General features: G+C 53.6%; 21 protein-coding genes. 5 read left to right on the top strand and 16 right to left on the bottom strand.

Annotation, left to right across the window (positions count from 1 at the left end):
- Positions 1-4 precede the first annotated feature (4 nt).
- The 8 genes from AC6I6X_RS22285 to AC6I6X_RS22250 all read right to left on the bottom strand — a co-directional run bounded on the left by AC6I6X_RS22285 (position 5) and on the right by AC6I6X_RS22250 (position 3,458).
- Entirely contained in the window at positions 5-172 is a 168-nt protein-coding gene (locus AC6I6X_RS22285; protein WP_497932770.1) for a hypothetical protein, read from the bottom strand.
- Positions 169-465, bottom strand: a complete 297-nt coding sequence (locus AC6I6X_RS22280; protein ID WP_497932769.1) for a hypothetical protein — start codon at positions 463-465, stop codon at positions 169-171. Before AC6I6X_RS22280 ends, AC6I6X_RS22285 begins: the two co-directional genes overlap by 4 nt.
- On the bottom strand, positions 462-974 hold the full coding sequence (locus tag AC6I6X_RS22275; RefSeq protein WP_497932768.1) for a hypothetical protein: 513 nt from the start codon (positions 972-974) through the stop codon (positions 462-464). The genes AC6I6X_RS22280 and AC6I6X_RS22275 overlap by 4 nt, the downstream gene beginning before the upstream one ends.
- A complete protein-coding gene (locus tag AC6I6X_RS22270; RefSeq protein WP_497932767.1) occupies positions 967-1,773 on the bottom strand; it encodes a hypothetical protein in 807 nt (268 codons plus the stop codon). Before AC6I6X_RS22270 ends, AC6I6X_RS22275 begins: the two co-directional genes overlap by 8 nt.
- Positions 1,774-1,799: 26 nt before the next feature.
- Positions 1,800-1,946, bottom strand: coding sequence for a hypothetical protein (locus AC6I6X_RS22265; RefSeq protein WP_497932766.1), 147 nt, complete (start codon positions 1,944-1,946; stop codon positions 1,800-1,802).
- Positions 1,943-2,686 (bottom strand): hypothetical protein, encoded by a 744-nt coding sequence (locus AC6I6X_RS22260; protein ID WP_497932765.1) that lies wholly within the window; start codon positions 2,684-2,686, stop codon positions 1,943-1,945. The genes AC6I6X_RS22265 and AC6I6X_RS22260 overlap by 4 nt, the downstream gene beginning before the upstream one ends.
- Positions 2,683-2,979 (bottom strand): hypothetical protein, encoded by a 297-nt coding sequence (locus AC6I6X_RS22255; protein WP_497932764.1) that lies wholly within the window; start codon positions 2,977-2,979, stop codon positions 2,683-2,685. The genes AC6I6X_RS22260 and AC6I6X_RS22255 overlap by 4 nt, the downstream gene beginning before the upstream one ends.
- Before the next feature lie 311 nt (positions 2,980-3,290).
- Positions 3,291-3,458 carry a ribbon-helix-helix domain-containing protein gene (locus tag AC6I6X_RS22250; RefSeq protein WP_497932763.1) on the bottom strand — a complete coding sequence of 56 codons (168 nt, stop codon included), beginning with the start codon at positions 3,456-3,458 and terminating at the stop codon, positions 3,291-3,293.
- Positions 3,459-3,589: 131 nt separating this feature from the next.
- On the opposite strand from AC6I6X_RS22250, the gene AC6I6X_RS22245 reads away from it, so the two are divergent.
- Positions 3,590-3,790, top strand: coding sequence for a CopG family ribbon-helix-helix protein (locus AC6I6X_RS22245; protein ID WP_497932762.1), 201 nt, complete (start codon positions 3,590-3,592; stop codon positions 3,788-3,790).
- Here AC6I6X_RS22245 and AC6I6X_RS22240 read toward each other — a convergent pair.
- On the bottom strand, positions 3,787-4,857 hold the full coding sequence (locus AC6I6X_RS22240) for a Cdc6/Cdc18 family protein (protein ID WP_497932761.1): 1,071 nt from the start codon (positions 4,855-4,857) through the stop codon (positions 3,787-3,789). The genes AC6I6X_RS22245 and AC6I6X_RS22240 overlap by 4 nt on opposite strands.
- Positions 4,858-5,092: 235 nt before the next feature.
- Here AC6I6X_RS22240 and AC6I6X_RS22235 point away from each other — a divergent pair, with 235 nt between their 5' ends.
- Complete coding sequence (locus tag AC6I6X_RS22235) at positions 5,093-5,311, top strand: HalOD1 output domain-containing protein (RefSeq protein ID WP_497932760.1); 219 nt, start codon at positions 5,093-5,095, stop codon at positions 5,309-5,311.
- A 173-nt stretch (positions 5,312-5,484) separates the two neighbouring features.
- Here the strand turns inward: AC6I6X_RS22235 and AC6I6X_RS22230 are convergent, their stop codons facing one another.
- The 5 genes from AC6I6X_RS22230 to AC6I6X_RS22210 form a co-directional block, all read right to left on the bottom strand.
- Positions 5,485-5,736, bottom strand: a complete 252-nt coding sequence (locus AC6I6X_RS22230) for a hypothetical protein (RefSeq protein ID WP_497932759.1) — start codon at positions 5,734-5,736, stop codon at positions 5,485-5,487.
- A gap of 360 nt (positions 5,737-6,096) precedes the next feature.
- Positions 6,097-6,435 carry a DUF7344 domain-containing protein gene (locus AC6I6X_RS22225; protein WP_497932758.1) on the bottom strand — a complete coding sequence of 113 codons (339 nt, stop codon included), beginning with the start codon at positions 6,433-6,435 and terminating at the stop codon, positions 6,097-6,099.
- Between the two features lie 211 nt (positions 6,436-6,646).
- Entirely contained in the window at positions 6,647-6,889 is a 243-nt protein-coding gene (locus tag AC6I6X_RS22220) for a HalOD1 output domain-containing protein (RefSeq protein WP_497932757.1), read from the bottom strand.
- Between the two features lie 10 nt (positions 6,890-6,899).
- Entirely contained in the window at positions 6,900-7,289 is a 390-nt protein-coding gene (locus AC6I6X_RS22215; RefSeq protein ID WP_497932756.1) for a DUF7344 domain-containing protein, read from the bottom strand.
- A gap of 90 nt (positions 7,290-7,379) precedes the next feature.
- A complete protein-coding gene (locus AC6I6X_RS22210) occupies positions 7,380-8,039 on the bottom strand; it encodes a helix-turn-helix domain-containing protein (RefSeq protein WP_497932755.1) in 660 nt (219 codons plus the stop codon).
- 156 nt (positions 8,040-8,195) lie between these two features.
- Between AC6I6X_RS22210 and AC6I6X_RS22205 the strand changes: the two genes are divergently transcribed.
- A complete protein-coding gene (locus tag AC6I6X_RS22205; protein WP_497932754.1) occupies positions 8,196-8,603 on the top strand; it encodes a hypothetical protein in 408 nt (135 codons plus the stop codon).
- A gap of 644 nt (positions 8,604-9,247) precedes the next feature.
- Here AC6I6X_RS22205 and AC6I6X_RS22200 read toward each other — a convergent pair.
- Positions 9,248-9,802, bottom strand: coding sequence for a DoxX family protein (locus tag AC6I6X_RS22200; RefSeq protein WP_497932753.1), 555 nt, complete (start codon positions 9,800-9,802; stop codon positions 9,248-9,250).
- A 239-nt stretch (positions 9,803-10,041) separates the two neighbouring features.
- On the opposite strand from AC6I6X_RS22200, the gene AC6I6X_RS22195 reads away from it, so the two are divergent.
- Complete coding sequence (locus tag AC6I6X_RS22195; protein ID WP_497932752.1) at positions 10,042-10,632, top strand: NAD(P)/FAD-dependent oxidoreductase; 591 nt, start codon at positions 10,042-10,044, stop codon at positions 10,630-10,632.
- 282 nt (positions 10,633-10,914) lie between these two features.
- Here AC6I6X_RS22195 and AC6I6X_RS22190 read toward each other — a convergent pair whose 3' ends face one another.
- A complete protein-coding gene (locus AC6I6X_RS22190) occupies positions 10,915-11,214 on the bottom strand; it encodes a DUF7344 domain-containing protein (protein ID WP_497932751.1) in 300 nt (99 codons plus the stop codon).
- 159 nt (positions 11,215-11,373) lie between these two features.
- On the opposite strand from AC6I6X_RS22190, the gene ddfA reads away from it, so the two are divergent.
- Positions 11,374-11,688 carry a DdfA family disk-determining factor gene (gene ddfA, locus AC6I6X_RS22185; protein ID WP_497932750.1) on the top strand — a complete coding sequence of 105 codons (315 nt, stop codon included), beginning with the start codon at positions 11,374-11,376 and terminating at the stop codon, positions 11,686-11,688.
- Positions 11,689-12,016: the final 328 nt, after the last annotated feature.

Here is a 12,016-nt window from a genome sequence, read left to right as displayed (position 1 = left end):
GCGATCATCGGTATCCCCTCTCTTCGAGTTCCTCGAGCAGGATCTCGGCGTCCTGTGCCATCGGGACTTCCTCCTCGATCAGCATCTCGAGCGTGTCTTCGTGCTCGGCGAGCCGTTCCCACGCGTCGGTATCGTCATCATCATCGGGCTTCGTCGGGCTTGTCGTGCTCATACGTTTCTCACCTGGTTGCGGACGTGCTGCTGTTCGTTCGCGGGCCGATTCGACAGGGGAATGCAGGTCGTCATCGTGCCATCGTCGGTGACTAACAGCACGAGATCGGTCACCTCGTGATAGCGCGCGTGGCGTGCCGGCGGGCTCATGCTGGGATAGTCGATCGGGACAGCCTCGAGCCACGCAATGCGCGGGTTGAGGTTCGGCCGGTCGGATCGTTCGGCCCAGCGCTCACGACAGTGATCCGAGACCGTCGTGTCCTCGTAGCGCGGTGACTGCGTGACGGTGCTCATGTCGTGGTCACCCCGATCGCGATCGCCGCGGTGACTATCATCCCGAGCAGGAGAACGAGCAGACCGAGCGCTCGTGGATCGATGTGACCCCGATCGGTCCAGACCTCACGCACGCGCGTGTAGTAGCCGAAATCGTGGGCGATCGAACGCGCCCTGTTACGGTGGACACCGAGTTCGTCTGCGAGGTCTCGAATCTCGATCCCACCGCTGGTGATGTCGTCGACGTCCTCGGGAGTCACCCCGTCAGGAAGTTCGATACTCTCGCCTTCGCCTTCCTCACAGCTCTTCGGACCATGCCCCTGGAGCGCTCGCTTGGTCTCGAAGGTCTCGCCGCAGGCACACTCGAATTCCTCACTGTCGTCGACGCCGTCAACGGTGATCTCTTCGGAGACGACTTCCTCCTGGATGTCGTCGCCGGATCCCTCGGGGCCGTCGTCCGCAGTGTCTTCCTCACAGAACCCGCACCCAGGGAGGTCAGTACCGTCTATAGACTGAGCGCTGTCACTCATCGGGGACCACCTCACTCGGCGTTGCGTTCTCACCGATCGCGATCCCATCGTCCGTCGCGACGATCGTCTCGCGACGGAACACCTCCTCGAGGCCGCCGTCTGCCGCGACTTCTCGGTCGGAGTTCTCGCCAGCCTGCTCCTGTTTCTTTGCCGCGATCAGCTTGTTGCACTTCCCGACGAGAATCTGGCGAGTGATGTCGTGTTCCTCGGTCTCGACGCGGACGATTTCACGAAGCGTCTCGATGTCGGCCCGGGCCAGCAGTCCGTGCCACGAGATGAGGTCCTCGTTCTCGACCGCGCGGGCGATCGCCTCCTGGACGTCGTCTTTCGTGACGCCATCGAGCTTGCGACCCTGATGGACGAGGTTGCCTCGACAGCCCCACCTCGAGTCGGTCTTCGCTGGGTACTCGTGAACGTTGTCGAGTACCCACTGGTAGACATCGACCTCACCGCCGTCGGTCGCGAGTTGGTTCGCCCGTTCGAACTCGCCCCCGTCGGGGACCGTCGTCTCGGACTCGTCGTTCTCGAGGGCTCGCTTGCAGTCCTCGCAGGCGTGGGTCTGGTCGAAAAACCGCGGATCTCCCTTGAGGTCAGCGACGGGCGTCTCGAGGATCTCTCCGCAGGCCGCGACATGGCGTGACCCCTCGAAGTACATCGATGCGTGCCATGTCTCGTCGATGTCCTGGATCCAGCAACGGACACCATCGGCGTCCGATCGGAGCTGATCCGACGTCGACGTCCCGTAGCGATCCTCGACCGCACAGGACTTACAAACGCGACGGGAGGGGGACGTTGACATCCCACACTTTTTGCAAGTACGGGTCATCAGGCCTCACCTCGAATCCGTCGGATCGAATCGACACGTGTACGGGCATCTTCGAGTGCCTGATTCACCTCGTCCAGATCGGCATCGCCAGCGATCGCCGATTCGAGGGCAGTATCGAGCCGATCACGGAACTCGTCGGCGCTCATGCTGTCACCCGCTCGTTGTCGAGCGTCTCCTGGTCGGTTTCCTCGGTGTCCTCCTCGACTTCGTCCTCACCGTAGTGTGCGATCGGGACGATCTCCTCGTGGATGAACCGACCGAGCAGTTCGGGCTTCATTTCCGCGGGCTCCCAGATCGCGAGGTAGCCCGACCCGTAGATGACCAGGCGGACGAACTGGTCGCGCCAGTGGGTCGTCAGCGCGACGCCGACGTCGGACTTGATCGCGTCCTTCTTGAGCGCGCCCTGGCCCCACTCGATCGAGACGTCATCCATGTTGTACTCGCGCGAAGCCATCTCGACGGTGTAGTCCCGATCGGCGTTGCGCTGGTTCCGGACGAACTCGTAGGGTTTGAGCTGCATCGGCACAATCTCCTGCCCGACGCGCGTCGAGAGGTCGTTGAACGGCCAGTCCGGTTCATGGTCTTCTTCGCTGGAGTGGGTACGTTCGGCGAGGATCCAGCCCTCGCCGTCGACGTCGGCGACAAACTCAGTGGCGACCTTCTCGCTCGTATTGACCTGCTCGACCTCGATTTCGTGGCCGTCGGTGAACACCTTCTCGCGCTGGCTCGGGACGCGCCCGGCGATCATCCCCGACTGGATTGTGAGCTCGTCATCGAGGTAGGCCTGGGTCTCCTCGACCTGGAGGGCGCGGTAGCCCGAGTCGTGGTAGTTCGCCAGTGGCTCGGCTGCAGGGTCCTGGAAGAGCGCTAACTGGCCGGCGATCATCGCCACTCACCCAGGTTGATCGCCCAACGGCTGGTGAGCCACTCATCGCTCGTTTTGCCGGTGGCGTGGTACCGACCCGAAGGAGTGAGAGTTCCGACAGGCCGATCGACGATCTCTCTCTGTTCAGCAACCTCTTCATCGTCGAACTCTCGGACCGTACGCAGGTGCGTAACCTGCGTAGGGTCAGCGTCGACGGCGTCTTTTTGGAGACGGTCTGTGGCGGCCTCGATGTAACTTAAGTCGGTACTGTCCAATCCGTCAGGATTATCGGTATCGTTGGTGTCTGTGTTCATGGTTACAGGTAGCCGGGGCGGATTCCTGCCCCGGCATTGGTGTCTGTGACCCGCGGAGTACCGGGGCGCAATCGAGTTGGTACCTGGAGAGCGCCCCGGGCGTAACCGCGAGTGTCTGGTTCTGCTGTTGGTCACGATATCCTACTAAGGTAACCCGCGTCGTTTCGAAACAGCTAGTCGGCAGCAATCGGCGGTTACGGCCGGTACTGACCGCTGTACCCGCCGCGTAACAGTTTCCGCGCGTCGCGATTGTGACCATGCGTACTGTGGTTTTGCGAGTTGGGTGCTGGTGACACCCGGCTCATCGCAGTTTAGTTGGTAGCCTGTGCTCCGACGGAATCGTCTCCTTCACCTATCTCCTCGTCCGGTTGATGGCGATCAACGTATTCCCGAATAGCGTCACGAACGACTTCTGACCGGCTGACATGGTCGCCTGGCGAGCTTCTTGCGTGGGCGATCTCGTCGACGTCGCCGATCATTTAGTCGTCGATGTAGATACTCGTCTCTGCCATCACCCAACACTAATGGCCTATTTGTCTAATAGATTGTGGTGCCAATTTTTCCAATAATGAACCTAGATTTTTATTGTGCTAGGCTAATAGTCTGTTATATGAGCGAGGACATGAAAACGGTCAGCATCTATGCCCCAGAGGATCTTGTCGAGGAATTCGACGACAAGGTCTGGGAAATGAAAGCTGAGGGGGAGATTGACCGTGACGCCTCTCGGAGTGAGATTATCCGTCACCTGATGGAGGAATGGGCAAAGGGAAACTCGAGGTCGAGTTCGAACGTGGCAGCAACAGCTGACTAATTCAGTTCGGTTGCCTCTGTCACATCGAACTCCACAGGCGCTTCTAACTCCGGATCCATCGCCTTGTACACCTTCGAGTTTGTCTCACCAGGCATTTCGATCAGATCGTAGTCGGCCATCTTGCTCAGATAGTCCCACGCCCGTCGCCAGGTCACGGTATCTCTCTCCAGGCCCTCGAAGATCGCCTCCTTGTGATCGTGGTACGCTTGTTTCATCTCCTCACCAGAGGCAGGTCCGATGGCCCGCACCAACTCGTACAGTCGGAGATGCGGTACCGGAAGCGAACGCAGGTTGTCCTTCCGAATCATTCGACTCGCTCGATCGAACGAATCTCGAACGTCGCCATCCTGGATGCCCTCGTGCTCGCGTTCAGTGGCGAGCTCGGCCGCAGCCAGAACGGATTTGATAGCCCATCGGGCGACTCCACCGGTCTCGTCAGCGATCCACTCCAACTGCTCTGTCGAGATCGGCCACCCTACTAAGCCGTGTTCGACACGCGGTTCGAGGATGTCCACTAACTCGGGGACGTGGTACTTGCGATACTCGATCTGCGATTCGCCATGAAACGCCGGCTGAACGTTGCGATCGACACGACTGAGCCATTCAGTGTTGGAATGCGTGATCACGATCACAGACACGAGGTCGATCGAGAAGAGATCGCCGAGGATGTCCAAGTCGGGAATGACGTCGGCCTCGTCAAGGACGATGATAAACGGCTGGTCAGCGACCCGCTCGAACGTCCGCAGAAGTTCTTCTCGGGGCTGGTTTCGATGCACGACTGTTCCCGTAGGATACTTTTCGATCGCCTCATGGAGGATGCCATTTCGTGTTTTACTAGAGCACTCTATGAGCGCGGAGTTGACGTCAGCCTGTTGGCGAAGATCTCGTAGCATTCGCCGCACCGAGGCTGTTTTGCCGACGCCGCTTGGTCCGTGTATCAGGACGTTCTTGGCAGGCCGCCCAATGCGTGCGGGTTGGAGAAGTCGAGAGAGCGAGTCCATTTCGGCGTTCCGATGGAGGATTTGTGTCGGGTACTCGTCGTCGAATACCCATCGGTTTCTAATCATTACCGATTGTTTCGAAGTATGATATAAAAGGTCTGATGGGCACCGTTTCGAAACATCGACTCTGTGAGGCCCTTCTATTGTCAGGTACTCAGCGATCGCCCCTGGTACAAGACAAAGAGTTGCCATAACAACCACCGAAGACTTTGATACTTGTTAGAAGAACTCTGTTGAATTTTCAGCGGATTCAACTTTAATTCGCGATTCATTTATAAATAGAACCAGCGAATGCGTCTCTATGGGGGATTTAACTACAAGTACACAGACTCAGTTACTCCTCGAGATCGTGGATAGAGTGTCTGAAATGGAAGAACAAGATCCATTGGATCTGCCTCCTCTCTACGATAGCGTCAATCCTGATGTACTTGGCCAACTTGCTGAATCAAGCAAAATCACCTTTGAATATATTGGATACGAAATAACCGTAGAGAACGGAAGAATATCTATCGATCAGTAAACGCGAGTAGTGCCCATCAGATTCGCTGTACTGACCGATGATGTTGCCAACCCCATCACTCTTGAGGGGGTTCAACAGAACTGGCGTATTCTGTGGCTCTGTTGAAATCCTCCCGCCATGATAGGTTCCCGGTGGCCGTGTTACGTATAGAGAAACCAGATACCGTTTCACATTCAGGAAAGTCTATTCATAAGGATAGTTGCTACTTTTCCAGCGACCATCATGCCGACTAAAAATGCTGCAGCAACCACTATGAGCCCTGCAACAGAGGTAACGACCCAATCGAGCCGAAGGAGGATAAGTATCTCTGAAAAAATCCAGTAAACGACATACATCACGGGCAAACCGATTAAGAAGGCGGAACCGAAATATATCATACCGGGCATCACCAGCGAGTCACTGTTTTTTACGTGGTTTGAGGTCATACTGTTATACCTTCTTGGGACGGCCATATATTCTTTCACCAAGGGAGTATAGCAGTACCGTTTAGTTTGTACACTCTACTGAGCGGTTGGTTCGCCCGTCTCGACGTGACACAAACGATGTCGTCGTGCTGAAATCATGCTCTGTATCTTGCACGCGCTTTCTATCAGTTTCTGAAGGAGTTGTGCGAGTCGTGCGAGATACAAAGCGCGAATGTTCCACGGGATTCGACTCGATTTGCGAGGTTAGAGATTGCTCAATACAGGTCAAGCAGGTAACGAAGTCACAATCAGATTTACCAATATCTGTTAAATTCGGTGCGCAAGATATAGTTGAAGTACCCCTGATTTGTTGTTCTGAGATTAATGTTCCAGCAAATTATCAGAAACCCAAGGTTCTAACTCCTCAGCGGCTTCTGATACCTTTTCAATATTTTCTCCATCAATAAGCGATACCATATTGCCATCTTTATTTATGAGGTCCGCTTCAGTCATCCGTGGGAAGTGGTTATGAACCAACCGAATTTGGGCACGTTTAATCGTATTATCGCTAATGTTATCAGGAGAAGTTTGATGTCTTTCGGCGGCTACCTGTTTTGAAATTTCCTCTATAGAGGCTTCTCTTTCCTGGTCAAATAGTACCTGGAGTACAATCTGCCGATCAGCACTGGCAAGAATATGAACTGCTTCCAATTGATCCATACTCGTAGGATACGTGCTTTAGTGAAAGTGTCTTCATCTAATTGTATCGGTATCCTTGCTATAACAAACTGCTTCATTAAATGGGTCTGTGCTCAGTTCGCAAATCTACGTAACAGTTGTTTCAGTCAAAACACATCTGAAGAATGGGATTTCAACAGGGCCGACTATTTATATCGAGGTAGTTCCTCCAAATCACCGCGTCCAGTTGATTCTATCGAACAGCAATGGTCCCCTCAGCAGAAACGGTGACAACAAACCCACAGAAGGAGAATTTGACAACGCCTGCATTTCGTTCCCGTTTCGGTGTCTGCTTAAACAATCGATCCAATGCGACTGGATTGATCGAATCCGCTAACACGCACTTGAGTTCGCTTGGCTCGACTCCTTTTTCGGCGGCAACTGCCTCGACGACGGCAATACTCGGTGATTCCTGGAACTCCCTATTGTTTGCCATCGGATCGGCGTCACTGAGTCTCCGATTGGGCTGTTATCGACAGGTCGAGTAGCCCACCCGAGTGCGAGACCGTCACCGAGAGGTGGTCCAAAAACGATGTCGGTGTGACCTGATCCGTCTCACGGTCCCACTCGAGGATTCCTGTGTCCTGGAGTAACGGAAGGTGGACATGCCTGAGAGGAAGCAGCACGTCTTCCAGTTGGTCGGGTGTAATGTCTTCAGCCGGGAGGCCGTATTCGCTTGTAGCAACCTCGGCCGCTACCTGATTAACCGACACTGGCTGACGGGTCATCAGTAGATAATGAAGGGTATATCGCCGCTTCGAATCGGCCAACAGATCGAATACCGTGTCGAGAAACTCGGGTGTGTCTATCTGCTCGAGATGGAGTTGTTCAACCATGCATTGGGCTGGTGGTGGAGCAATAAAGGCTGACCTCAGTGCTACTCATGGACTTTATACCGGTAATAATGGTCTCCCTGACTATCGGTATTAACCGTTACTCCCTCCGGGCCTGAGCAAAGCGGCGCTGAGGACTTTGTCAGTTCCACGGCGCACCCGTTCGGACAGCGCCTGTACCGAGACGTCGAGTTCGTCAGCCAGTTCTTCGTACTCGACTTCACGGGGGACTTTGAAGTAACCGCGTTCGACCGCAAGCGAGAGCGCTTCGTGCTGGGCCGTGGTGAGTTCGTACTTGTGGTCAGTAGACGGCTTCTCTCCGAGCGAGGAAACACGGTTGAGTCGATACGAGATATCGTGCTCGACGCAGTACTGGTTGAACTGTGAGAGCCCAGAATGGTCTTCGAATCGTATCCGAAACAACCATTCATCGTCGCTATGCGCTTCGAGAATCGTCGCATTCGTGTCGGCGATCCCAGATATAAGTTGTTCGGCTGGATCCTCCCACTCGATTTTGTACAGTGCTTGATCGTCGTACTCGTCAAGAACCGTGATCGATCTGACGTTCGGAGTTTCCTTCATCGTGGCCTCGAACGTCTTCAGATCGTCACCGTAACCCCAGATGTAGGGCATGATTCGCTTCTCGGCGGGGACGACACGTTCGAGTTCGATTACGAGACCCGAGTGTTCGGCGATGATCTGACCGAGGAGAAACTCATTGGCATGAATCGAGATCTCTGCGATGATAGTCATACGGTAGCTACGCACCAACTGATATTAGGTCCACCACCTGATGCAGAGTCTGAAATCCAGACAAAAATTACGTACTCACGCATCAATCCCAGAGATTGGTTGGAGTTCTTGTTGTTTGGGTGGTAGCTTATATCGGAGGAGTCCGGGTACCTTGGCATGGAAGAACTGGATGTGCGAATTGAGAATGGACACCGTATCGTCGAAAAATGGAATCGCGTATTCAAGGCACTTTCAGCAGAACCTCGCCGTCAACTCATCGTCTCCCTGTTAGATGCACCACCGAGCCGATCGGTTTCATTGCCAGAACATGCAACGAATCCAAATATTCCAGCCGAACCCGAAAAAATTCGGCAGGAATTGATTCACCGCCATCTTCCTCTGTTGGCTGAGCAGGGGTTCATTGACTGGGAGACAGAGCCGTTCGTTGCATCTCGTGGCCCGCAGTTCAACGAGATCGCCGTCGTTCTCGACGCGTTACATGCAACTGCGACCGATATTCCCGATTCGTTAGTGATCGGCTGTCAACGACTTGAGCAGGAGCGACAGACGAGTTTCGGAGACTAATAACTGATCAGTTCGCATTCCTACTTATCAGCCAATTCACCATCGAAGTAGGTGTAATCAACACCGTGGGAGGAGTTCTATGACACCCTATCTTCTCCCACTCAGTTACAGGAACCAGAACCTCAATACCAATATGACGACGCCGAAGACCGCGCCTATCACTCCCCAACCTTGTACGTACGAAACCCTCTCGCCATCGGGGTCAACCTCTTGCCTCGGGTACTGATTTCTTGTTGATTCTATCGTCTCACCCACTCTTTTCGGCAGACTAGATGAGAAGTCCAAAAATGGCGATCAGCATTCCAATAATCGACGCTACGATGCCAATGGACGAAAATATTCCTGTACTGTTGAGAGCAAGAAATCCACCGGAGATAAGGAGAATCAAGCCAAAATAATATGTCTCATTCATGAATTGATTCTATCACGATATGAGTATTAATTTTGTGATGATCAGTTTACTACCTGTACTGGGCGATTGGAGAGGTCAGAAGATAGGAGTGCTAACCGATCTATGACACCCTGATAGAAACAACTGGCACGTAACCACGGGGTCTGAACGCTACTGCGGAATTAGTTCCGGAGCGGACAGAAGACGTTATACGGAATGCAGGAGAAAACCCACGGCTTTAGCCGTGGGTAGCTCAACCGAGGAAATACCGGGACCAAGGATAGCGCTCAATGAGCGGCTCTCCCTTAATCTCATACTTTTCGATGTAGGCGTCGAGTCCGAGAATGCGGCCAGCGCCGAAGGCAGCGACCGAGAGGAAGACAAGCATGTACGCGAAGTCACCGTTAATGTAACCGTGCGCAACGTCCCAGTTCCCGAGGTAGAACATCAACATCATAAAAGCGCCCCAGAACGCGGCGAGGCGCGTCAGGGCACCGAACAAGAGACCCAGTCCAATAAGAACCTCGCCCCACGGGACAGCGATATTTACAAAGTCTACGAACCACGCAGTGTTGCCCATCGCAACGAACAGATCGGCCACGGGACTTCCGTTGGCTGGTGGCGCGTTCTGCAGATATCCTGCTGCGCTGAAGTCCCCCGACAACACTTTGTCGACACCGCTCTGGAAGAAGGCCAGCCCCATCATGAGCCGCAATGCAAGAATGAACCACACACTCAGCGTGTGAAGCCTCCCTTCTGCCGTGAATCCCGCGACTGTACTCCGTAGTTGCACCTCTTGAGAGGACATACTCGAAATAGAATCCTAGCCAACGATAAAATTGCTTTGTCGATTCGGTACAAATGAACCGTAATTGTACGGGACTAAGCGGTAGATCTCCATGAAGGGAACGCGCGAAGGTAGCAAAAGTACTTATTTTTCCAACGGTGTAAGAATAGTATTAGATTGACAGCTATGACATGAGTATCAGGGGGTGACGTATACGTTACTCGGAGGTACTTATTGCTGAGACACAAACCGATCAGTGCATGAGTGACACAGATGTCATCGTCGTTGGTGGCGGGCCAGCTGGATTGAGCGCTAGTCTCTACACGCAGAAGAACGGGCTCGAAACGACTCTCTTCGACACGGACTCGACGTGGATGCACAAGGCCCACCTGTTCAACTATCTCGGGATCGGTTCGATAGACGGGTCGGCGTTCATGGAGACTGCGAGAACGCAGGTAGACAGTTTCGGTGTCGAACGAAAGCAGGGTGAGACGGTCGAAGCCGTCACTCCCTCGGACGACGGGTTTGTTGTCGAAACACCAGCGGACGAATACGAGGCGACCTACATCGTGCTTGCGACCGGCGCAAACCGTGACTTGGCAGAATCGCTCGGCTGCTCGTTCGATGGTGATGTCGTAGACGTTGATGTCACGATGGAGACGACCGTCACGAACGCGTACGCGACAGGAGCGATGGTTCGAGCCGAAGAGTGGCAAGCAATTATTTCCGCCGGTGACGGTGCAGCTGCCGCGTTGAATATCCTTTCGAAGGAGGAGGGTGAGCACTATCACGACTTCGACGTTCCTGCGGACGCCACCGGCGTATTTGGCGCGATGGCAGCCGAAGAGTAGCGGAAAACCGAGTGAACAGCGGCGCGTTCGTCTCTTTTTCGAGTGAGTAATCCTACCCACCTCACGACACTATCATGCAGAATTCGTGCTCTTTAGTGAGTACGCCGTTCTTGACAAACAATTGATAGATTACGATTCGCAACGTTACATCGTTCCCCTATACTTAGCGTTCCAGTCCTTCTGCACGCCTCCCCAGCTCGCCAATTGCATCTGTCTACTACACTGTTTAGTCTCGTACCTGAAGAAGTTACACGAGAAAGAAGCCCAACACCGGCCTTAGGTTCAGACGTCCGGAATCCCGTCAAAATGTTCATCTATTACTCCGAGTAGAGGCTTGATCTCCTCGAACCGGGGCCCCTTCGAAACAGTATGTGAATCGCGATCCCATTGGATCAATCCAGTGTCCTCTAACATCGGGAGATGGATATGATACATCTCGATTCTCAGGACCTCTAATTCCTTCTCCCCAACATGGACTTCCTCGGGAACATGAACGTCGTCTTGAGGGTTATGCTCCAGAAGGGCCATCAAAAGACGTTGGCGATGTTTATTCGGCAAGACTGATAAGACGTGATCGGCCATGATCAGATATTGTTTATGTAACATAAAAATGCTCGCCCTTATCATCAAAATACGGTTTCAAGTATGGAAATCAGTTTGAGACCTGTTTTATGATTATTAATTGGTAATATCACTAAATGCTTTAATAAGCCTTTTATGATGGTTCTCCGATTCAAAGGTATGACAGGGAGTGACACGGGGGGCGGTGAAGGAGACTCATCAACTAACCCGACAAGCATTACCAGTACTACATGGGAACGAGATACCGAGAATACGCCGGTCTATGCTGTTGTCTCTGCAGTCGCAGAAGTAACAGATACTGATCCGCTCGAATTACCCCCGCTCAACAAGACGATCGATCCTGACGCATTGAATACCTTGTTCACGGCTCACTCGAGTACTACGACGACTCAGGTCAGCTTCGAATACGCTGGATTCACGATCATAGTCAACGGGAGCGGGGATGTTCACGTGTATCCCGTCCAAGACGACTAAGACTCAGTCTACCCAGTACGCAAAATAGATCGGTTATTCGACGCACGACCAGAGAGTTCCTTTCAACAGAAGGTACCAACAGGGTCGAGATACCTATTCGCCGATCGTGGCACTGTTGGTAGACTCAGGTACAATTCTAACTGGCCTTGGATTCAAAAAAGATGCGATCCGGTGAGATCGCCTTCGGTGGCCCCATTGGTGTACTTGGTTATGAAGTACAGGAGCTGATTGTAGTCGGGGCCATGGAGATGGACAGTCGTTGTCCCGAAAGGAACTCGGCTGGAACATGCCAGTACCAACTATCGAAGGTGAATGTCAAATACTGGCG

Source organism: Halosolutus sp. YCN4 (assembly GCF_059736495.1).
This window is presented reverse-complemented; position numbering and strand designations above follow the sequence as displayed.

Excerpts from the sequence above, each read along its gene's own strand:
- AC6I6X_RS22250 (WP_497932763.1), bottom strand. The coding sequence starts at position 3,458 with ATGATCGGCGACGTCGACGAGATCGCCCACGCAAGAAGCTCGCCAGGC.
- AC6I6X_RS22235 (WP_497932760.1), top strand. The coding sequence starts at position 5,093 with ATGGGGGATTTAACTACAAGTACACAGACTCAGTTACTCCTCGAGATC.
- AC6I6X_RS22285 (WP_497932770.1), bottom strand. The coding sequence starts at position 172 with ATGAGCACGACAAGCCCGACGAAGCCCGATGATGATGACGATACCGAC.
- AC6I6X_RS22195 (WP_497932752.1), top strand. The coding sequence starts at position 10,042 with ATGAGTGACACAGATGTCATCGTCGTTGGTGGCGGGCCAGCTGGATTG.
- AC6I6X_RS22240 (WP_497932761.1), bottom strand. The coding sequence starts at position 4,857 with ATGATTAGAAACCGATGGGTATTCGACGACGAGTACCCGACACAAATC.
- AC6I6X_RS22220 (WP_497932757.1), bottom strand. The coding sequence starts at position 6,889 with ATGGCAAACAATAGGGAGTTCCAGGAATCACCGAGTATTGCCGTCGTC.
- AC6I6X_RS22230 (WP_497932759.1), bottom strand. The coding sequence starts at position 5,736 with ATGACCTCAAACCACGTAAAAAACAGTGACTCGCTGGTGATGCCCGGT.
- AC6I6X_RS22255 (WP_497932764.1), bottom strand. The coding sequence starts at position 2,979 with ATGAACACAGACACCAACGATACCGATAATCCTGACGGATTGGACAGT.
- AC6I6X_RS22245 (WP_497932762.1), top strand. The coding sequence starts at position 3,590 with ATGAGCGAGGACATGAAAACGGTCAGCATCTATGCCCCAGAGGATCTT.
- AC6I6X_RS22190 (WP_497932751.1), bottom strand. The coding sequence starts at position 11,214 with ATGGCCGATCACGTCTTATCAGTCTTGCCGAATAAACATCGCCAACGT.
- AC6I6X_RS22260 (WP_497932765.1), bottom strand. The coding sequence starts at position 2,686 with ATGATCGCCGGCCAGTTAGCGCTCTTCCAGGACCCTGCAGCCGAGCCA.
- AC6I6X_RS22280 (WP_497932769.1), bottom strand. The coding sequence starts at position 465 with ATGAGCACCGTCACGCAGTCACCGCGCTACGAGGACACGACGGTCTCG.
- AC6I6X_RS22205 (WP_497932754.1), top strand. The coding sequence starts at position 8,196 with ATGGAAGAACTGGATGTGCGAATTGAGAATGGACACCGTATCGTCGAA.
- AC6I6X_RS22200 (WP_497932753.1), bottom strand. The coding sequence starts at position 9,802 with ATGTCCTCTCAAGAGGTGCAACTACGGAGTACAGTCGCGGGATTCACG.
- AC6I6X_RS22265 (WP_497932766.1), bottom strand. The coding sequence starts at position 1,946 with ATGAGCGCCGACGAGTTCCGTGATCGGCTCGATACTGCCCTCGAATCG.
- AC6I6X_RS22275 (WP_497932768.1), bottom strand. The coding sequence starts at position 974 with ATGAGTGACAGCGCTCAGTCTATAGACGGTACTGACCTCCCTGGGTGC.
- AC6I6X_RS22210 (WP_497932755.1), bottom strand. The coding sequence starts at position 8,039 with ATGACTATCATCGCAGAGATCTCGATTCATGCCAATGAGTTTCTCCTC.
- AC6I6X_RS22270 (WP_497932767.1), bottom strand. The coding sequence starts at position 1,773 with ATGTCAACGTCCCCCTCCCGTCGCGTTTGTAAGTCCTGTGCGGTCGAG.
- AC6I6X_RS22225 (WP_497932758.1), bottom strand. The coding sequence starts at position 6,435 with ATGGATCAATTGGAAGCAGTTCATATTCTTGCCAGTGCTGATCGGCAG.
- AC6I6X_RS22215 (WP_497932756.1), bottom strand. The coding sequence starts at position 7,289 with ATGGTTGAACAACTCCATCTCGAGCAGATAGACACACCCGAGTTTCTC.
- ddfA (WP_497932750.1), top strand. The coding sequence starts at position 11,374 with ATGACAGGGAGTGACACGGGGGGCGGTGAAGGAGACTCATCAACTAAC.